The sequence below is a fragment of the Variovorax sp. GW822-FHT04A09 genome (genome assembly GCF_058801005.1).
Map to the genome: position 1 here is coordinate 176,600 of NZ_JBXAMV010000006.1, position 17,978 is coordinate 194,577.

20 protein-coding genes are annotated in these 17,978 nt (G+C 67.3%); 16 read left to right on the forward strand and 4 right to left on the reverse strand.

Annotated features, from left to right (window positions below; genetic code table 11):
• The first annotated feature begins 20 nt into the window (after positions 1–20).
• The 14 genes from AC1RLW_RS26445 (at position 21) to AC1RLW_RS26510 (ending at position 13,540) form a co-directional block, all read left to right on the forward strand.
• On the forward strand, positions 21–1,049 hold the full coding sequence (locus tag AC1RLW_RS26445) for a Bug family tripartite tricarboxylate transporter substrate binding protein (RefSeq protein WP_493195678.1): 1,029 nt from the start codon (positions 21–23) through the stop codon (positions 1,047–1,049).
• 10 nt (positions 1,050–1,059) lie between these two features.
• Positions 1,060–1,836 (forward strand): enoyl-CoA hydratase-related protein, encoded by a 777-nt coding sequence (locus AC1RLW_RS26450; protein WP_493195679.1) that lies wholly within the window; start codon positions 1,060–1,062, stop codon positions 1,834–1,836.
• 116 nt (positions 1,837–1,952) lie between these two features.
• Positions 1,953–3,131, forward strand: coding sequence for an acetyl-CoA C-acetyltransferase (locus tag AC1RLW_RS26455; protein ID WP_062478155.1), 1,179 nt, complete (start codon positions 1,953–1,955; stop codon positions 3,129–3,131).
• 90 nt (positions 3,132–3,221) lie between these two features.
• Positions 3,222–4,040, forward strand: a complete 819-nt coding sequence (locus AC1RLW_RS26460; RefSeq protein ID WP_062478152.1) for an ABC transporter ATP-binding protein — start codon at positions 3,222–3,224, stop codon at positions 4,038–4,040.
• Positions 4,037–4,756, forward strand: a complete 720-nt coding sequence (locus tag AC1RLW_RS26465; RefSeq protein ID WP_007834335.1) for an ABC transporter ATP-binding protein — start codon at positions 4,037–4,039, stop codon at positions 4,754–4,756. Before AC1RLW_RS26460 ends, AC1RLW_RS26465 begins: the two co-directional genes overlap by 4 nt.
• Before the next feature lie 13 nt (positions 4,757–4,769).
• The gene (locus AC1RLW_RS26470; RefSeq protein ID WP_056577629.1) at positions 4,770–5,642 is read left to right on the forward strand and encodes a branched-chain amino acid ABC transporter permease; all 873 of its coding nucleotides are present in this window, start codon (positions 4,770–4,772) and stop codon (positions 5,640–5,642) included.
• A 40-nt stretch (positions 5,643–5,682) separates the two neighbouring features.
• A complete protein-coding gene (locus AC1RLW_RS26475; RefSeq protein ID WP_493195784.1) occupies positions 5,683–6,675 on the forward strand; it encodes a branched-chain amino acid ABC transporter permease in 993 nt (330 codons plus the stop codon).
• Complete coding sequence (locus AC1RLW_RS26480; protein ID WP_493195681.1) at positions 6,665–7,681, forward strand: phosphotransferase family protein; 1,017 nt, start codon at positions 6,665–6,667, stop codon at positions 7,679–7,681. Before AC1RLW_RS26475 ends, AC1RLW_RS26480 begins: the two co-directional genes overlap by 11 nt.
• Entirely contained in the window at positions 7,681–8,055 is a 375-nt protein-coding gene (locus tag AC1RLW_RS26485; RefSeq protein ID WP_493195682.1) for a DUF6285 domain-containing protein, read from the forward strand. Before AC1RLW_RS26480 ends, AC1RLW_RS26485 begins: the two co-directional genes overlap by 1 nt.
• 3 nt (positions 8,056–8,058) lie before the next feature.
• Positions 8,059–9,345, forward strand: coding sequence for an acyl-CoA dehydrogenase family protein (locus tag AC1RLW_RS26490; protein ID WP_493195683.1), 1,287 nt, complete (start codon positions 8,059–8,061; stop codon positions 9,343–9,345).
• 70 nt (positions 9,346–9,415) lie between these two features.
• Positions 9,416–10,645: an ABC transporter substrate-binding protein gene (locus tag AC1RLW_RS26495; RefSeq protein ID WP_493195684.1), complete on the forward strand. Its 1,230-nt coding sequence runs from the start codon at positions 9,416–9,418 to the stop codon at positions 10,643–10,645.
• A gap of 36 nt (positions 10,646–10,681) precedes the next feature.
• Positions 10,682–11,491: an enoyl-CoA hydratase-related protein gene (locus AC1RLW_RS26500; protein ID WP_493195685.1), complete on the forward strand. Its 810-nt coding sequence runs from the start codon at positions 10,682–10,684 to the stop codon at positions 11,489–11,491.
• On the forward strand, positions 11,488–12,522 hold the full coding sequence (locus AC1RLW_RS26505) for a phosphotransferase (protein WP_493195686.1): 1,035 nt from the start codon (positions 11,488–11,490) through the stop codon (positions 12,520–12,522). The genes AC1RLW_RS26500 and AC1RLW_RS26505 overlap by 4 nt, the downstream gene beginning before the upstream one ends.
• A gap of 61 nt (positions 12,523–12,583) precedes the next feature.
• Positions 12,584–13,540, forward strand: coding sequence for a WG repeat-containing protein (locus AC1RLW_RS26510; protein WP_493195687.1), 957 nt, complete (start codon positions 12,584–12,586; stop codon positions 13,538–13,540).
• A 35-nt stretch (positions 13,541–13,575) separates the two neighbouring features.
• Here the strand turns inward: AC1RLW_RS26510 and AC1RLW_RS26515 are convergent, their stop codons facing one another.
• Together AC1RLW_RS26515 and AC1RLW_RS26520 are read right to left on the reverse strand one after the other, a co-directional pair.
• A complete protein-coding gene (locus AC1RLW_RS26515; RefSeq protein ID WP_070062807.1) occupies positions 13,576–13,968 on the reverse strand; it encodes a VOC family protein in 393 nt (130 codons plus the stop codon).
• Positions 13,969–13,989: 21 nt separating this feature from the next.
• Positions 13,990–14,439 carry a helix-turn-helix domain-containing protein gene (locus tag AC1RLW_RS26520; protein ID WP_070062806.1) on the reverse strand — a complete coding sequence of 150 codons (450 nt, stop codon included), beginning with the start codon at positions 14,437–14,439 and terminating at the stop codon, positions 13,990–13,992.
• Positions 14,440–14,848: 409 nt separating this feature from the next.
• Between AC1RLW_RS26520 and AC1RLW_RS26525 the strand changes: the two genes are divergently transcribed.
• On the forward strand, positions 14,849–15,790 hold the full coding sequence (locus AC1RLW_RS26525) for a hypothetical protein (protein WP_139140348.1): 942 nt from the start codon (positions 14,849–14,851) through the stop codon (positions 15,788–15,790).
• A gap of 171 nt (positions 15,791–15,961) precedes the next feature.
• Entirely contained in the window at positions 15,962–16,444 is a 483-nt protein-coding gene (locus AC1RLW_RS26530; protein ID WP_493195688.1) for a hypothetical protein, read from the forward strand.
• A gap of 137 nt (positions 16,445–16,581) precedes the next feature.
• Here the strand turns inward: AC1RLW_RS26530 and AC1RLW_RS26535 are convergent, their stop codons facing one another.
• Positions 16,582–17,004 (reverse strand): hypothetical protein, encoded by a 423-nt coding sequence (locus AC1RLW_RS26535; RefSeq protein WP_139140350.1) that lies wholly within the window; start codon positions 17,002–17,004, stop codon positions 16,582–16,584.
• Positions 17,005–17,527: 523 nt separating this feature from the next.
• Positions 17,528–17,848, reverse strand: coding sequence for a hypothetical protein (locus AC1RLW_RS26540; RefSeq protein ID WP_070062804.1), 321 nt, complete (start codon positions 17,846–17,848; stop codon positions 17,528–17,530).
• Between the last annotated feature and the right edge of the window lie 130 nt (positions 17,849–17,978).

Sequence of the window (17,978 nt, forward strand, 5' to 3'; positions counted from 1 at the left end):
CGCCACAACGGAGACAACACATGCACAAGAAGCAATTCGCCGCCGGCGTGGGCCGGCGGCTGGGCCGCGCCGTGGCCGCACTGGGCGGCCTCGCGCTCGCCGGCCACGCGGCCTGGGCCCAGGCGCCTGCAACCACACCCACCGGGGCTGCGGGCGCATGGCCGTCCAAGCCCATCCGCGTGGTCGTCGGCTTTGCGCCCGGCGGCAGCACCGACGTCATGGCGCGCATCCTTGCGCAGTCGCTGTCGGAGTCGCTCGGCCAGACCGTGCTGATCGACAACAAGCCCGGCGCCAGCGGCAACATCTCGGCCTCCGAGGTGGTGCGCGCCGCGCCCGACGGCCACACCTTCCTCATCGCACCGACTTCGGTGGAGACCGCCAACCCCTCGCTCTTCAAGGCGAGCCTGCTGCCCTCGCGCGATCTCACGCCGGTGGCCACCGTGGGGCGCACGCAGATGTACCTCGTCGCCAAGCCGCAGCTGCCCGCGAAGGACGTGCGCGAACTGGTCACGCTGGCGCGAACCAAGCCCGGCACGCTCTCGTACGCCTCGGCCGGCGCGGGCACGCCGCCGCACCTGGCCTGCGAGCTGTTCAAGCAGGCCACCGGCACGCAGGTGACGCACGTACCCTACCGCGGCGCGGCGCCTGCGCTGCAGGACGTGCTCTCGGGCCAGGCCGATTTCGTCTGCGACCCCGGCATCGCCTTCCAGCACATCCGCGCGGGCAAGGCCAAGCTGCTGGGCATCGTGAGCGCCAAGCGTTCGCCCTTCTTCCCCGACGTGCCCACCGTGGGCGAGCAGGGCTTCCCGGGCGCCAACCTCGACATCTGGTTCGGCATGTGGGCGCCCAACGGCACGCCGCCCGAGGTGCTGGCCCGCATGAGCGCCGAACTCGGCAAGGCGCTGGCGCTGCCCGCCGTCAAGTCGCGCTACGGCGACCTGGGCGCCGAGCCCGTGGCCATGAGCACGCCCGAGTTCCGCAAGCTGCTGGCCGACGAAGGCGCGATGCTCTCCTCGCTGATTGCGCGCCAGAAGATCGTGGTGGACTGAGTTCATGACGATGCCCGACGCCCCCGTGCTCACCCAAGTCGACGGCCGCGTCGGCGTGATCACCCTGAACCGCCCGCGCCAGCTCAACGCGCTGGACGACGCGCTCATGGACGCCCTCGGCGCCGCCTTGCTGGCCTTCGATGCCGATGCGGGCATCGGCGCCATCGTCGTCACCGGCGGCGACACCGCCTTCGCCGCCGGCGCCGACATCGCGGCCATGGCCGACTGGGGCTACGCCGACGTGGTGCGCGACGACTTCATCACCCGCAACTGGGAAGCCATCCGCCGCGTGCGCAAGCCCGTGATCGCCGCGGTGGCCGGTGTGGCCTACGGCGGCGGCTGCGAGCTGGCATTGGCCTGCGACATCGTGCTGGCCGCCGAATCGGCGCGCTTCGCGCTGCCCGAGGTCAAGCTCGCCATGCTGCCGGGCGCCGGCGGCACCCAGCGCCTGCCGCGCGCCATCGGCAAGGCCAAGGCGATGGAGATGTGCCTGGCCGCGCGCGTGCTCGACGCGGCCGAGGCCGACCGCTGCGGCCTGGTGTCGCGCGTGGTCGCGCCCGAGGCGCTCATGCCTGAGGCCCTGGCGCTGGCCGCGCGCATCGCGGGGTACTCGCTGCCGGCGCTGGTGGCGATCAAGGAGTCGGTCAACCGCGCGTGGGAGTCGCCGCTGTCCGAGGGCATCCTGTTCGAGCGGCGCCAGCTGCATGCGCGCTTCGCCACCGAAGACGCGCACGAGGGCCTGCGCGCCTTCCTTGCGCGGCGCCCGCCCGTGTTCGGCCACCGGTGAGGGGGGGGCGCCCGGCGGGTGGGGCGCCCGAAAATCGTCGGTTCCGACGACGCTGTGCGGCGGCGCGGCGCCAACAATGCGCAGGACGCGAACCGATCACTCACCGGAGATTTCACATGCCCGAAGCCTATATCGTCGCCGCCGCGCGCACCGCCGGCGGCCGCCGCAACGGCCGCCTCGCCGGATGGCACCCGGCCGACCTGGCCGCCCAGGTGCTCAACGCCCTCGTGGAGCGCACCGACGCCGACCCCGCCCTGATCGAGGACGTCATCATGGGCTGCGTCGGCCAGGCCGGCGAGCAGGCCTCCAACGTGGCGCGCAACGCGGTGCTGGCCTCGCGCCTGCCCGAGTCGGTGCCCGCCACCTCGGTCGACCGCCAGTGCGGCTCGTCGCAGCAGGCACTGCACTTCGCGGCGCAGGCCGTGATGTCGGGCACGATGGACATCGTCATCGCCGCCGGCGTCGAGAGCATGAGCCGCGTGCCCATGGGCCTGCCCACCACGCTGCCGCTGAAGAACAACCTGGGCTTCTACGTGAGCCCCGGCATGGAAAAGCGCTACCCCGGCATCCAGTTCAGCCAGTTCACGGGCGCCGAGATGATCGCGCGCAACTACGGCATCGAGAAAGACGCGCTCGACCGCTACGCACTCGAAAGCCACCACCGCGCCATCGCCGCCACGAAGGCTGGCCACTTCGAGCGCGAGATCGTGCCCGTGGCCGTGCGCATGGCCGACGGCACCGAGACCGGCGAGCTGCACACCACCGACGAAGGCATCCGCTACGACGCCACGCTGGAGAGCATCGCCGGCGTCAAGCTCATCGCCGAAGGCGGGCGCTGCACCGCGGCCACCGCCAGCCAGATCTGCGACGGCGCCAGCGGCCTCATGGTCGTGAACGAGCGCGGCCTGAAGACGCTGGGCGTGAAGCCGCTGGCGCGCATCCACCACATGAGCGTGCTGGGCCACGACCCGGTCATCATGCTCGAGGCCCCGCTGCCCGCCACGCAGCGCGCGCTGCAAAAGGCCGGCATGAAGATCGAGGACATCGACCTGTACGAAGTCAACGAAGCCTTCGCGCCCGTGCCCATCGCCTGGCTCAAGGCGCTGGGCGCCGACCCGGCCCGCATCAACGTGAACGGCGGCGCCATTGCGCTGGGCCACCCGCTGGGCGCCTCGGGCACCAAGCTGATGACCACGCTGGTGAACGCCCTGGGCCAGCGTGGCAAGCGCTACGGCCTGCAGACCATGTGCGAAGGCGGCGGCATGGCCAACGTGACCATCGTAGAGCGGCTCTGACGAAGCCGGGCGGCCCTTGCGCCGCCACCTGGCAGCGCCCGCGGGGGCGGCGCTGACCTTTTCCGTTCCCTCAAAAAAAGAGATCGACGCATGATTCATGACACCGATCGCGGAGACAAAGAGAACACCCCCCTGTTGCGCATCGACGCGGTGTCGGTGCGCTTCGGCGGCATCGTGGCGCTCGACGGCGTCTCGTTCGACGTGCGGCGGGGCCAGATCTGCGGCCTCATCGGGCCGAACGGGGCGGGCAAGAGCACGCTGTTCAACTGTCTCTCGCGCCTGTACGAGTGCAGCGCCGGCCGCATCGAGTTCGATGGCCATCCGCTCACGCGCCTGCCGCGCCACCGCATGGCGGGCCTGGGCATCGGGCGCACCTTCCAGAACCTGGCGCTGTTTCGCACGATGACCGTGCGCGACAACGTGCTGGTGGGCTGCCACAGCAAGCACCACGCGGGCTTTCTGCGCAACGCCTTCCGGCTGCCCGGCGTGGCGGCCATCGAGTCGCAGGCGCGGGCGCGGGCCGACCAGCTGATCCACTTTCTCGACCTCGAGGCCGTGGCCGAACGCGAAGTGGCCGACCTGCCGTTCGGCACGCAAAAGCGCGTCGAGCTGGCGCGCGCACTGGCGGCCGAGCCGCAGCTGCTGCTGCTCGACGAGCCGGCCTGCGGCCTCAACCACGAAGAGCTTGAGAGCCTGGGCACGCTGATCCGCGACATCCGCGACCGCCTGAACGTGACGGTGCTGCTGGTCGAACACCACATGAGCCTCGTGATGGGCGTGTCGGACAAGGTGGTGGCGCTGAACTTCGGCAAGAAGATCGCCGAGGGCACGCCGGCCGAGGTGCGCGCGCACCCCGAGGTGATCCGCGCCTACCTGGGCGAGGAAGCAGAAGCGGAGGCGATGGCATGACGACGAACATCCTCGAGGTGCGCGGGCTGCATGCGGCGTACGGCCCGACGCGCGTGCTGCAAGGCATCGACCTCGACATTCCCACCGGCCAGGTCGTGGCGCTGCTGGGCGCCAACGGCGCCGGCAAGACCACCACGCTGCGCGCGCTGTGCCAGATGATGGTGAGCACCGAAGGCCGCATCATGCTGGCCGGCCAGCGCATCGACGGCCGCTCCACCGAGCAGATCGCCAAGGCCGGCGTGGGCCACGTGCCCGACGGGCGCGGCACCTTCCTGGGCCTCACGACCGAAGAGAACCTGCGGCTGGGCGCCTACGCCCGCGCGAGCAGGGACGGCATCGACGCCGACATGGAGCGCGTGTTCGACTACTTCCCGCGCCTGCGCGAGCGCCGCGCCCAGCAGGCCGGCACGCTGTCGGGCGGCGAGCAGCAGATGCTGGCCATCGGCCGCGCGCTCATGGGCAAGCCGCGCCTGCTGCTGCTCGACGAACCCTCCTTCGGGCTCGCGCCGCTCATCGTGAAGGACATCTTCTCGATCATGCGGCGCATCAACAAGGAAGAGCGCGTGTCGATCCTGCTGGTGGAGCAGAACGCCAAGCTCGCGCTCGACCTGGCCGACTCGGCCTACCTCCTGGAAACCGGCCGCATCGTGCTCTCGGGCACCGCCGCCGACATCCGCCGCAACGACGCCGTGCGCAAAGCGTATCTCGGCGAATAAGGGCCTCACACCGATGAATGCATTCCTGCACCAACTGCTGGCGGGCCTGGCCACCGGCGGCATCTACGCCAGCGTTGCGCTGGCGCTGGTGATGATCTACCAGGCCACGCACCACATCAACTTCGCGCAGGGCGAGATGGCGATGTTCTCGACCTTCATCGCCTGGAGCCTCATGCAGGCCGGCCTGCCGTACTGGGCCGCCTTCGTCGCGACCGTGGCGCTGTCCTTCGTGCTCGCGGCCGTGGTGGAGTTCACCGTCATCCGGCCCATGCACGACAAGCCGGCGCTGTCGGTGGTGGTGGTGTTCATCGGCCTCCTGGTGATCTTCCACAGTCTGGCGGGCTGGCTCTTCGGCTACACCATCAAGCAGTTCCCGAGCCCGTTCCCGTCGGACGCGTGGTTCGGCAGCGCCATGATGTCGGCGCACGAGATGGGCGCCATCGGCGTCACGCTGCTGGTGGTGCTGTTGCTGTTCGCGTTCTTCCGCTTCACGCCGCTGGGCCTGGCGATGCGCGCCGCGGCGCAGAACGCGGCCTCGTCGCGGCTGGTGGGCATCAACGTCGGGCGCATGCTGATGCTGGGCTGGGGCCTGGCCGGCGCCATCGGCGCGGTGGCCGGGATGATGGTCGCACCCGTGGTCTTCCTCGACCCGCACATGATGACCGGCGTGCTGCTGTACGCCTTTGCCGGCGCGCTCATCGGCGGCATCGACAGCCCCGTGGGCGCGGTGCTCGGCGGCTTCATCGTCGGCGTGCTCGAGAACCTCATCGGCACCTACGTGGTGGGCACCGAACTCAAGCTGTCGGTGGCGCTGGTGCTGATCGTCGGCGTGCTCATCGTCAAGCCTTCCGGCCTCATGGGCCGCAAGTTGGTCACCCGGGTCTGATCGCATGAACTCCCCTCAAGCCTCCTCCTTGCCGACGGCCATGGCACCGCTCGGTGCGTCGGCCAACGTACGCACCGCCAAGCCCTCGCGCTCTCCGCTCCTGTGGGTCGGCCTGCTGATCGTGCTGGCCATCGGCATCACCTTCGTGGCGCGCGGCTACCAGCTGTTCCAGGCGACCATGGTGATCTCGTATGCCATTGCGCTGCTGGGCCTGAACATCCTCACGGGCTACAACGGCCAGATCTCGCTGGGTCACGGCGCCTTCTATGCCATTGGCGCCTACACCACCGGCATCCTCATGGAGCACGCGGGCGTGCCGTACTGGCTCACGGTGCCGGCGGCGGCCGTGGTGTGCCTGATCGTCGGCTACCTGTTCGGGCGGCCCGCGCTCAAGCTCGAAGGGCTGTACCTGGCGCTGGCCACCTTTGCGCTCGGCGTCGCGATGCCGCAGCTGCTCAAGTACAAGCACCTCGAGGCCTGGACCGGCGGCGTGCAGGGCATCGTGCTCATGAAGCCCGCCGCGCCCTTCGGCCTGCCGCTCAATGAAGACCAGTGGCTCTACCTGTTCTCGCTGTTCGTCGCGGTCGTGATGTTCTTCATTGCCCACAACCTGCTGCAAAGCGGCAGCGGCCGGGCCATGCGCGCCATCCGCGACCACGCCATGGCCTCCGAGGCGATGGGCGTGGACAACAGCCACTACAAGGCCATGACCTTCGGCGTGTCGGCCGCGTACACCGGCGTGGGCGGCGCGCTGTCGGCCATTGCCGTGCAGTTCGTGGCGCCCGATTCGTTCACGCTGTTCCTGTCGATCTCGCTGCTGGTGGGCATCGTGGTGGGCGGCGTGGGCACGCTGTACGGCGCGATCTTCGGTGCCATCTTCATCATGTTCGTGCCCTCGCTGGCCGAGAAGGTCTCCAAGGCCGCGCCCTGGGCGGTGTACGGCGTGGTGCTGATCGCCTTCATGTTCGCGATGCCCGGCGGCGTGGTCGGGCTGCTGCGCAAGCTCCAGGCACGCGTCGCCCGTGCACGATGACGCGACCCTGATCGCGAACGCACTGCAGCGGCTGGCCGGGCGGCTCGTGCCCGATGGCCATGTGGTGCAGGCCGTGCGCCGGCTCTCGGGCGGCGCCAGCCAGCAGACCTGGGCTTTCGATGTGACGACGAATGGCGCGAGCCATGTTCAGCCGTTGGTGCTGCGCCGCGCGGCCGATGCCAGCGGCGCGCGCGCCCTGGGCACCGCGGGCCTGGCGGCGGAAGCGCTGCTCATCGAGGCCGCACGCGCAGGCGGCGTGCCCGTGCCTGGCGTGCGCCATGTGCTGCAGCCGGCCGATGGGCTCGGTGAAGGCTTCGTCATGGACCGCATCGAGGGCGAAACCTTGGGCCGCCGCATCGTGCGCGACGAGCGCCTGGCCGGCGCGCGCCGCGTGCTGGCGCGCCAGTGCGGTGCGGCCATGGCACGCATCCATCGCCTGCCCGCGCACAACCTGCCGCCGCTGCGCACGGCCGCCGCGCGCGCGGAGCTCGACTTCCAGATCGGCCTGCACCGCAGCCACGGCACCGCGCGCCCCGTGTTCGAACTCGCGTTCCGGTGGCTGCGCGCGAATGCGCCGGCCGACGTGCCCGCGCCGGTGCTCGTGCACGGTGACTTCCGCAACGGCAACCTCATGATCGGCGAGGAAGGCCTGCGCGCCGTGCTCGACTGGGAGCTGGCGCACCTCGGCGATCCCATGGAAGACCTCGGCTGGATGTGCGTGCGCTCCTGGCGCTTCGGCCACGGCGCGCTGCCCGTGGGCGGCTTCGGCACGCGCGAGCAGCTCTTCGAGGGCTACACCGCCGAGGGCGGGCAGGTCGATGCCGCGCGCGTGCGCTGGTGGGAGGTGCTGGGCACGCTCAAGTGGGGCATCGTCTGTGAGGCCATGGTGCATGCGTGGCTCAGCGGCCGCGAGCGCGACGTCGAGAAGGCCGCCATCGGCCGCCGCGCGTCGGAGGCCGAATCGGACCTGCTGGCGCTGCTCGCCCCCGAGGAAGAGGCCGCCTGATGCAGGACCGCCCCGACATCGCCGAGCTGCTCGAGGCCGTTGCCGCCTTCCTGCGCGAGCAGGTGGTGCCGGCGACCGAAGGGCAGGTCGCTTTTCATGCGCGCGTGGCCGCGAACACGCTCGACATCGCGCGGCGCGAAGTGCAGCTCGGCCCGCGCGCGCAGGCGAGTGAGCTGGCGCGGCTGCACGCATTGCTGGGCCCTGGCGTGCCCGCCGACCTAGCCGAAGCAAACCGCCTGCTCTGCGCCCGCATCGCCTCGGGCGACCTCGACGCCGCCACCCCCGGCCTGATCGACCACCTGCGCCAGACCACGCGCGACAAGCTCGCCATCGACCAGCCCGGCTACGCCGCCGGCACGAAGAAGAAAGACTGAGCCATGGACTTCGACCTGCCCCGCGACCTCGTCGATTACCTCGCGGAACTCGACGCCTTCATCGACCGAGAGATCGCGCCGCTGCAGGCGCAGGACGATAACGAGCGCTTCTTCGACCATCGCCGTGAATGGGCCCGCACCGACTTCGAGAACGGCGGCCTGCCGCGCCCCGAGTGGGAAGCGCTGCTGGCCGAGGCGCGCCACCGCGCCGACCGCGCGGGCCACCTGCGCTTTGCATTGCCCGCCGAATTCGGCGGGCGCGACGGCAGCAACCTCTGGATGGCCGTGATCCGCGAGCACTTTGCCGCGCGCGGCCTGGGCCTGCACAACGACTTGCAGAACGAACATTCGATCGTCGCCAACAACCCCTTCGTGCTCGCCATCCGCGACTTCGGCACGCCCGCGCAGTGCGACGAACTCATCCAGGGCATGCTCGACGAGCGCGTGCGCCTGACCTTCGGCCTCACCGAGCCGCAGCACGGCTCCGATGCCACCCATATGGAAACGCGCGCCGTGCCCGAAGCACGCCTCGGCCGCGCCGGCTTTCGCATCGACGGCGAAAAGATGTGGACCACCGGCATGCACACCGCCACGCACTGCGTGCTGTTCGCGCGCACCAATGGGCGCGACGGCGACGCGCGCGGCATCAGCGCCTTGCTTGTGCCCGCGAAGGCCGAGGGCGTGAAGATCGAGGAGTACCTCTGGACCTTCAACATGCCCACCGACCACCCGCGCGTGAGCTTCACGAACGTGTGGGTGCCCGAAGACGCCGTGCTCGGCCCGCTCGACGGCGGCCTGGCCATTGCCCAGCACTTCGTGCACGAGAACCGCATCCGCCAGGCCGCGTCGAGCCTGGGCGCCGCCGACTACTGCGTGCGCGAGAGCGTCAAGTACGCGCGCGAGCGCAAGCCCTTCGGCGAGGAGCTGGCGCGCAACCAGGGCATCCAGTTTCCGCTGGTCGAGCTGGCCACGCAGGTCGAGATGCTGCGCCTGTTGATCCGCAAGACCGCGTGGCAGATGGACCAGATGCCCAAGCCGCAGGTCGAGAAGCAGCTGTCCGACAAGGTCTCGATGTGCAACTACTGGGCCAACCGCCTCGTGTGCGAGGCCGCCGACCGCGCGATGCAGGTGCACGGCGGCATCGGCTACTCGCGCCACAAGCCCTTCGAACACATCTACCGCCACCACCGCCGCTACCGCATCACCGAGGGCTCCGAAGAGATCCAGATGCGCAAGGTGGCGGGCCACCTCTTCGGCTACATGGGGCCGAACCGGGCCACCACCGCCTGAACCGCTTTCCGACGACGACTGACGACGCAGGCCACCCGGCCACTCAGCAACACAGAAGGAGACACGCGACATGGTTCATCCGCTTTCCCGCCGCACCGCCCTGGCTTCCGGCCTTGTCGTGGGCCTTGCCACGCTCTGCATCAGCCTGCCGGCCCTGGCCCAGAAGAAGCCCGAGGCCGGCGTGAGCGACGCCGAGATCGTGCTGGGCATGCCCATGCCGCTGTCGGGGCCCGTGTCGGGCTACTCGGTGGTCGGCAAGGTGGCCGAGGCCTACTTCAAGAAGCTCAACGAGCAGGGCGGCATCCACGGGCGCAAGGTGCGTCTGTTGATCTACGACGACCAGTACTCGCCACCCAAGACCGTCGAGGTGGCGCGACGCCTCGTCGAGGAAGACCAGGTGCTCGCCATCTTCGGCAACCTGGGCACCGCGCCCAACATGGCGATCCAGCGCTACATGAACGCCAAGAAAGTGCCGCAGCTGTTCGTGCAGTCGGGCGCCTCGCAGTTCGACGACGCCGCCAAGTACCCGTGGACCGTGCCCTTTCTCGGCAGCTACCAGGGCGAGGGCCGCGTGTTCGCGCGCCACATCATCGAGAACCGCCCCGACGCCAAGATTGCCGTGCTCATGCAGAACGACGACCTCGGGCGCGAAGTGCTCAAGGGCCTGCAGGAAGGCCTGTCGAAGCAGGGCAAGGCGAAGATCGTCGCGCAGGCCACCTTCGAGGTGACCGACCCCACCGTCGATTCGCAGGTGGTGCAGCTCAAGTCGTCCGGCGCCGACGTGCTCGTGATGGCCGCCACCGCGCGCACCGCCGCGCAGGCCATCCGCAAGGTCGCCGACGTGGGCTGGACGCCCGACCGTTATCTCAACTTTGCCGCCGCCTCCGTGAAGATGGCCTTCGAGCCCGCGGGCGCCGACAAGGCCAAGGGCGTGGTCGCGCTCGCCGTCTACAAGGAGCCCATGAGCCCGCGCTGGAGTCGCGACCCCGAGGTGCTCGAGTACCTCGAGCTGCTCAAGACCCACGCCAGCGGCGTCGACCCGAGCAACGGCAGCGGCGTGTCGGGCTACATCGTCGCGCAGCTCATGGCCCACGTGCTGCGCGAGGCCGGCGCCAACCCCACGCGCGAGAGCGTGCGCGTGGCCGCCAGCACCCTCAAGAGCCCGCGCATCTCGATGCTGCTGCCCGGCGTGGCCATGGCCAATTCGGCCGCCGACCTGCACGCCTACGCCTCCATGCAGCCCGTGCGCTTCAACGGCGTGGACCTCGACCCGGTCGGGCCCGCGCTGAACATGAAGTGAACCCCTTTATCTACTCACGCCCTTCGGAGCCCACCCATGAGCCAGCCTGACGACCAGGACCCCCTTCTGTACGAGCGCGACGGCGACGTTGCCATCCTCAGCTTCAACATTCCCAAGCGCCTCAACCCGCTCACGCAGCCGCTGCAGGAGGCCTTGCGCCAGCGACTCGCGCAGTTGCGCGACGAAGGCGAGGTGCGCGCCGTGGTGCTCACCGGCGTCGGCAAATCGTTCTGCGTAGGCGCAGACCTGGGCAGCATGGACGCAACCGCGCCCGGCAGCCTGGGCCAGCGCACGGCCGACGCGATGGAGGCCATGTCGAACCGCCTCATCGAAGACCTGCGCAGCATGCCCTTCCCCGTGGTGAGCGCCATCAACGGCCCCGCCGCGGGCGCCGGCGTGGGCGTGGCACTGGCCGCCGACGTCGTGCTGGTGGCGCGATCGGCCTACTTCTACCTGCCCTTCATGCCGCGCCTGGGCATCGTGCCCGACCTGGGCACCACCTGGTTCCTCGAACGGCTCGTGGGCCGCGCAAGAGCCATTGGCATGTCGCTGCTCGGCGAGCGCCTGTCGGGCGAACAGGCCGCGCAATGGGGCCTCGTGTGGGCCTGCGTGGACGACGCCGAACTGCGCGCCCAGGCCGTGGCCGTCGCGCAGCGGCTCGCGCGCCTGCCTGCACACGCCGCGCACGAGATCCGCGCCGTGTACGAATCGGCCGCGAGCCAGTCGCTCATCGGCCAGATGCGCCACGAGGCCGAGCGCCAGCGCGAGCTGATCGACCGGCCCGACTTCGCCGAAGGCGTGAAAGCTTTCATGGAGAAACGCGAGCCCGTGTTCCGTCGGCCATGAGCGGGGCAGTTGATTCCACGGCCCCGGCGGGCCTCGAGTTCGATGCCGAGCGCTTGCAGCGCCACCTGCGGCAGGCGCTGCCTGACCTTGAAGGCCCGATGCGTCTGGCGCGCATCGGCGGCGGGCAGTCGAACCCCACCTTCTTCGTCGACTTCGACAACCGCGCGCTGGTGCTGCGCAAGCAGCCGCCCGGCGAGCTGCTGCCCTCGGCCCACGCGGTCGACCGCGAGTACCGCGTGCTGCGCGCCCTGGCCGCCACCGACGTGCCCGTGCCGCGCACCGCGCTGTACTGCGAGGACCGCGCCGTGGTGGGCACGCCCTTCTATGTGATGGAGAAGCTCGAAGGCCGCGTGCTGTCGAACTACGCGCTGCCCGGCATCGCGCCCGCCGAGCGCCGTGCGTACTACTTCGCCATGGCCGAGACCCTGGCGCGCCTGCACGCGGTCGACCTTGCCGCCGTCGGCCTCACCGACTACGGCCGCCCCGGCAACTTCTTTCAGCGCCAGATCGCGCGCTGGACCCGGCAGTGGGAGGCCTCGCGCACGCGCGAAGACGCCAACATCGACCGCCTCATCGCCTGGCTGCCGGCCAACCTGCCACCGGGCGACCAAACCACCATTGCCCATGGCGACTTCCGTTTCGGCAACCTCATGTTCCACCCCACCGAGCCGCGCGTGATCGCCGTGCTCGACTGGGAGCTCTCGACCCTGGGCCACCCGCTGGCCGACGTGGCCTACAACTGCATGGCTTGGCACACCGGCGCCGACGAGTTCGAAGGCATGCAGGGCATCGACCTCGCGGCCGAAGGCATTCCCACGCAGGACGAGTACGTCGCCCACTACCAGCAGGCCGGCGGCTGCGCCGAGCCGGTGACGAACTTTCACCTGGCGTTCTCGCTGTTCCGTTTTGCCGTGATCCTCGAGGGCATCGCCGCGCGTGCGAAGAGCGGCAGCGCGGCGGCGGCCGATGCGGTGCAGGTGGGCGCGCAGGCCGCGGGGTTTGCGCGGCGGGCGGTGGCGCTGATCGACTAGAAGCTGCGCCTGAGAAGCCTCCGTATCATTTCGTCTGTCCCTCGGCACAGCGAAAGAGTCCATGCTTCTCATCAGATCCGCCGCGAGCGGCCTCTTCGGCTTTATCGATGTCGGAGGGGAAACTGTTGTTCCTCCGCAGTTCCACGACGTGGGGCCCTTTGCCGCCAACGGCCTTGCGGTTGCGCGACTGGATCGCGAAAGCGAAACCGGCCTCGGGTTCATCGATCGAACGGGTCGCACCGTGGTCGGCCCGTCGTTCCATCAGGCCGAAGATTTTTCCAGCCAGGGCGTCTCCAAGGTGATCCTTGACCGGGAACAGCTGTTTCAGCACGGCTTCGTGGATGCCAAGGGCCACAAGGTCTTCACAGCGGTTTTCGAATGCGCCCGCTCGTTCGACGACTTGGGCCTCGCGATGATCCGCACGCCGGAAGGCACCTGCGGATGCATCGACCTTCGGGGAGAACTGGTGGTTCCAACCCTCTACGACGGGATCGGCGCATTCGCCACCAATGGCCTCGCCAAGGCCCGGCGCACTGGCTTCACCGGATTCATCGACGTCACCGGCAAGGAAGTGCTGTGCCCGGCATTCAAGGCATTCGGTGAGTTCGATGCGCGCGGGCTGGCGACCTTCAAGGGAGGCAACCATCGCCATGGCTACATGGACGCGAGCGGTGAACCCCGAATTCCGGCCCGCTATGTGGAGGCTGCCGGCTTCGCCAAGAACGGACTGGCCAAAGTCCGCATCGGGGAGAAATGGGGCTTCATCGACACGGCGGGGAACATGGCGATCGACCCCGTCTTCGACGACCTGTCGAGCTTTTGCTACGCAGGGTTCGCCGTCTTTCTGCACACGAACCACAAATGGGGATGCATCGATGCCACGGGCGAGGTGGTCATCGATCCGGTGTACGACGACATCGATCTGTCGTTCGATCCGCAGGTGCTCGAGGTCGTGCGCGATGGCATCCGTGGCTACATCACGAAGGCCGGCACGTGGATCGGCAGCTATGCCCGGTAGGCGCCGGCCAGCCAGCTAGCGGGGCAGAGCGCCTGTCAGCCGCCGATGGGCGAGCACAGCTCGACCAGCGTGCCGTCGGGGCAGCGCACGTACGAGACCACCTGCCCCCAGGGCTTGGTCACCGGTGCCGACAGCTGCGTGGCGCCGGCCGCCAGCGCACGGCTGTGCGCGGCGGGCACGTCGGGCGTCACGAGGCCCAGCTCCATGCCCAGCGGTTGCACGGAATCCGAGGCGGCGACATGCCCGCCCGGAAAGTTGGAATCGGCAAGCGCGTGTGCGGCAAAGGCCAACGTGGTCTCGCCGGTTTCAAGCTCGCCATAAGTGCCCGATTCGTGCAGGAAGCGCGTGGGCAGACCGAAGGCTTGTTCGAAGAACTTCAGCGATTGGGCGACGTCGGGAACGTAGACGATGGTGTAGCCGAGTTTCATGGGCGAGGGCGCGTTGCTTGCTTACTGCGCTTCCAGCCGCTCAGCAATCTCGCGCGCCCCGAGTTCCCGCACCGTGGCCAGTCGCTCCAGCTGCGCCGCACGCGGGCGTGCCTTGCCTTGTTCCCAGTGATAGATCGTCTGGCCCGACACGCCGACCAGCTGCCCATAGATCGCTGCAGAAAGCCCGAGCTTGGCGCGGTGCGCGGCCAGCCGGTTGGCACTGAAGCGGCGCTTGGGGCCGCCTGCATCGGCGTCGTCGCCCGCAGCACCGGCGGCGGCCGGTGCCTGACGCGCGGAACCCTTGGCGACCTTGCGCAGTTCTTTTTCAAGCGCGCTCACCTGACGGCGCAAGTCGGCAATCGATGCCCGGTGCGCGACGGAGGCCTTCTTGAGGGTTTCGATCTCCGCTCGCACTTCCTTGCGAGCGACACGGGAGATTTCGGCTTTGAGGATGGAGGCGATGTTTGGCATGGGGGGATTGTGCTCAATTTGGGGACACAAATGGAGGGTGCGTACTGTAGGCGGATGCCGTCGTTTGTGGGGCAACAGGTGTTGGAGCCTCAAAGAGCTGCGAATTTCTTCGTTGAATCCCGAATTCCCGGTGCCGATGGATGCTTGCCGCGCCGTTTGAAAAAACTGCGCTTATCGGGTTGAGTGGTCCGTGCGAGGATTCGGGGTGGCGCTATCGGCCAGGAGCGGTCACTCGCCAATACGGCAGAATTCGGCTAGGTCCGAAAATTCAAGAAAATCAATCAGTGTTATGGGCGCCTCGGCTCTCCATTAGCACCGAACGATCAAAGCCAGTCTTCGCTGCAGCGGCTTAGACGGATTACGCCGCTCGCTACATCGATTGACAACAACTCGTTGGAGGGGAACACCTGTGCTTGCAATGCTTGGTCAAAAGGTCGCTATCGCGGCCCTGTGCCTGTCGCTTGGCGCTTGCGCCACCTTCGACCGAGCAAAGCCGCCTCCCGCGGTGGCTGGCCCGGTTACCGTCACAGTGAACAACGATCAACTCTCAGGTTGGACCGATCTTCCGCTGGGCGCCTACAGGGTGCCCGAGAGCGACGTGATCGTCGGCGGCCACCAGCGCGGAAATGCCGGCGTCGCGATGTTTGGTTTGTTGGGATTGGGCATTGCCCACGCGGCAAACAGCAACAGTTCTGCGGCTGGGGTCAGCAACACCGAACAAATCCTCCGCATCAAGCTCACCGACCAGACGCGCAACGAAATCGAAGCGACCATCGGGAAAAAGCTGCTCGCCGACAAGCTCACCACCGAGCCGAGCCCGACGCAGTTGAATGTATCCAGCGCCCTTTTGCTGTCGTACATTGACGACATTCAGGTGCGGCCCTTCACCATACTGAAAGTACAACTGAGCGGCGCCGACAAGCGCCATCTCTGGGAAACGCGCTATTTCGCATCCACGGGTGAAGTCAGGCCCCTGGTCGGCACAGACAGTTGGACCTCTAGCGGCGGTGATCCTCTGAAAGCGGCTGCAGCGACCAGCTTGCAGCGCGCTGTAAAGGTCATGCTCAACGACATCGCGCAACCGTATACCCGCGACGACAACCAGATGACCATCGTGGAGGGTGGCTTCCCCCACCTCAAGCCGCGCGTGCAGATACGGGGTTATCTCCTCGTCGAAGACGAGAGGTACATCGCCTTTGTACCCAAGACGGGTGATGCCTCGCTCCTGTCGGGTGTCAGCATCCTCGACAAGGCGGCAATCGTCTACCGCCCGGCAAACTCCGATGACGTGGGGTTCAAGGTATTGCCCGAACCGCCCGAGCGGGAAGCGGGCAAAAAAACTACGGAATGACGCTGATCTTGCATGAGCGCGCCATCGAATCTTCATGGGTAGGGCGCCTAGCAACCGAAGGGGCGCCCCCTGTCGACCAGACGTGCCTTTCGATGTAAGGCGGAATATCGCGTCCGGCCCCTATCGGCCAGAAGCTGTCTCTGACGACTATCTTTCAATTTCTCCCTACCCATGAGTTCATTGACTTGGGACGATCTATTCGTCGATGCAGCGCACCTCGACTTCAGGAGGCTGCTTTCCGAATGGCCGGACGTGGTTACCGGTCCAGTAGGGCCTATCGAAGCCTCAGCTTTCGGCGACCTCTTCTTTGAGCGAAGGTCTGGTGCTGTAGAAAAGCTGGACGTACTGGAAGGCGGGGTCCACCACGTCGCAGCGAACCGTCCAGAGTTTGCAACGTTGATGAACTCTCAGCCTTGGCAGGAACAACATCTTTTGAGCAATGGTGTTGCCTTACTGAAGGAACGGGGCGTATCGCGGGCTGTGGGGCAGTTTTTCGGTTTCGCGCCTCATCCGGTGTTCGCGGGGAAGATTGACTGGTCAAGAGTCATGCCGTTGGACGCTGTTGTGTGGAATTCAATCTGCGCACAGTCCTTGGGCGGGGCCGCGCAGGCAGCAACTCCGGCGACGCCGAGCGCTCCCCCAAAGAAGCCTTGATGGCAGCTCCGGGAAGGGTGCTCGAAGCAACGCTCCACTGAAGGGCTGTACATGCGCTGAATGACTGCTGCGGAGCATCGCGAACTTCCGGATTGGGCCCATAGCGGCAGTACACATTGCCACGGAGCAGTCGTTCACTAAGCAGCTCGTGATGCCGAAGATGCAGTGGCTTGCGGTTGATTCTTGTCGCATTCCATCAGTTTTTTCTCTGCTGGAAGCATTCCCGCTGGGAGCGATACCCAGCCCGTCTCCTTCACAGGGGTGCGTGAGACTTTTCCTTCATCGATCGAGAGCAAGCTGAGCGTTATGGCGCACCTACCGCCCGCTGCCATCTTGATCGACAACTCATATTCTTCGCCAGGCTTTGGGGAAAAGACCGGCACTGCGCAGACGCCTGCCTGGGCTTTCTGAATAGCCCCGTGCGTAGCCGGATTCATCGAGAAGAGGATTGTTACTGCATCGAACAGCGCAACGGTCATCCACGGCATGACCGCCATCGGACGATCTGGTGCAACTCGCCTCTCAAGGACGCCATCTCGCGGCATCGTAGTGTCGAGCATGCCCACTCGTACCGTATCAACCCTTGCGCCTCCGCTAACCCAACCGATATCGGCGGCGGGCTTGCATGTAGTTAGATCGACCGTTGCAAGACGAAGCGCAAACTGCTCCGGATTGGGAACGACAACGCGCAACTTGGCTGCACTTTCTCCCTCGGGTTGTTGATAGTCCGGGATGGAGGAGCATCCAGCGGAAAGCGCTGCAACACAGCACAACGCAAGTCGATATCGAACGGGCATGGGGTGGATCGAACTATTTCAAAAGGGGATCAAGTACTTCAAACGCGCGTTGCTTCGAGTGTCGATTCGTCAGCATCGGAGGCACTGCTTGCACCAAGAAGATTGTGGCTGAGACTGGTCCCTGGTTCGAATCCTCAGTGTTGGCCGGATTCTGCCTTCCCAACTCGAAATGCGATATGCCCGTTTCCATTGTTGAGTGCTAGATTTTGACCAGCCGAACAGGGGTGCCTCGCCTTAAAGATTAGGGCCATCTCGCAGGAGATCCCATGCTGGGGGGCGAAGCGGCCTATCGCACACCGCCTTCAACAACGGCACGCAGTGACTGAGTCGTTGCATCGGCGGCTTCGATCCGCCGCAGCAACTCCTCATTCACCAGCCGCACCAACGCCCCCAATTCCGTACGCGTCGGAAAGACTTCTTCCGTATCCCCCACACGCTGCGGAACGATGAGCTTCTCGATGCACGCGTAGGCCCGCTGCACCGCATGAAGACTGTCGACGTCATCACACGCCTGCAGCGCGAGCGATTCGGCACTGGCGGTTTCTTCAGAAGACGCAGGAAGCGAAGACGCGTGCGCGGACGCGCGGGGAGATGCAGATGCAGCCATGAATGGCCTCCAAGGGTTTCGGTTTGCTGAAACCGACGCACCCAACGCCAATTGAGGGCGGCAGCTCGACGGGTTGGCGTACCGGGAAACCACTTGCGTGAAACCGGCCGGGCTCGCGCCCGCCCATCGA

What these genes read in the sequence shown, in the direction of transcription:
- AC1RLW_RS26445 (WP_493195678.1), top strand. Translation starts at nt 21, where the DNA reads ATGCACAAGAAGCAATTCGCCGCCGGCGTGGGCCGGCGGCTGGGCCGC.
- AC1RLW_RS26450 (WP_493195679.1), top strand. Translation starts at nt 1,060, where the DNA reads ATGCCCGACGCCCCCGTGCTCACCCAAGTCGACGGCCGCGTCGGCGTG.
- AC1RLW_RS26455 (WP_062478155.1), top strand. Translation starts at nt 1,953, where the DNA reads ATGCCCGAAGCCTATATCGTCGCCGCCGCGCGCACCGCCGGCGGCCGC.
- AC1RLW_RS26460 (WP_062478152.1), top strand. Translation starts at nt 3,222, where the DNA reads ATGATTCATGACACCGATCGCGGAGACAAAGAGAACACCCCCCTGTTG.
- AC1RLW_RS26465 (WP_007834335.1), top strand. Translation starts at nt 4,037, where the DNA reads ATGACGACGAACATCCTCGAGGTGCGCGGGCTGCATGCGGCGTACGGC.
- AC1RLW_RS26470 (WP_056577629.1), top strand. Translation starts at nt 4,770, where the DNA reads ATGAATGCATTCCTGCACCAACTGCTGGCGGGCCTGGCCACCGGCGGC.
- AC1RLW_RS26475 (WP_493195784.1), top strand. Translation starts at nt 5,683, where the DNA reads ATGGCACCGCTCGGTGCGTCGGCCAACGTACGCACCGCCAAGCCCTCG.
- AC1RLW_RS26485 (WP_493195682.1), top strand. Translation starts at nt 7,681, where the DNA reads ATGCAGGACCGCCCCGACATCGCCGAGCTGCTCGAGGCCGTTGCCGCC.
- AC1RLW_RS26490 (WP_493195683.1), top strand. Translation starts at nt 8,059, where the DNA reads ATGGACTTCGACCTGCCCCGCGACCTCGTCGATTACCTCGCGGAACTC.
- AC1RLW_RS26495 (WP_493195684.1), top strand. Translation starts at nt 9,416, where the DNA reads ATGGTTCATCCGCTTTCCCGCCGCACCGCCCTGGCTTCCGGCCTTGTC.
- AC1RLW_RS26500 (WP_493195685.1), top strand. Translation starts at nt 10,682, where the DNA reads ATGAGCCAGCCTGACGACCAGGACCCCCTTCTGTACGAGCGCGACGGC.
- AC1RLW_RS26505 (WP_493195686.1), top strand. Translation starts at nt 11,488, where the DNA reads ATGAGCGGGGCAGTTGATTCCACGGCCCCGGCGGGCCTCGAGTTCGAT.
- AC1RLW_RS26510 (WP_493195687.1), top strand. Translation starts at nt 12,584, where the DNA reads ATGCTTCTCATCAGATCCGCCGCGAGCGGCCTCTTCGGCTTTATCGAT.
- AC1RLW_RS26515 (WP_070062807.1), bottom strand. Translation starts at nt 13,968, where the DNA reads ATGAAACTCGGCTACACCATCGTCTACGTTCCCGACGTCGCCCAATCG.
- AC1RLW_RS26520 (WP_070062806.1), bottom strand. Translation starts at nt 14,439, where the DNA reads ATGCCAAACATCGCCTCCATCCTCAAAGCCGAAATCTCCCGTGTCGCT.
- AC1RLW_RS26530 (WP_493195688.1), top strand. Translation starts at nt 15,962, where the DNA reads ATGAGTTCATTGACTTGGGACGATCTATTCGTCGATGCAGCGCACCTC.
- AC1RLW_RS26535 (WP_139140350.1), bottom strand. Translation starts at nt 17,004, where the DNA reads ATGCTCGACACTACGATGCCGCGAGATGGCGTCCTTGAGAGGCGAGTT.
- AC1RLW_RS26540 (WP_070062804.1), bottom strand. Translation starts at nt 17,848, where the DNA reads ATGGCTGCATCTGCATCTCCCCGCGCGTCCGCGCACGCGTCTTCGCTT.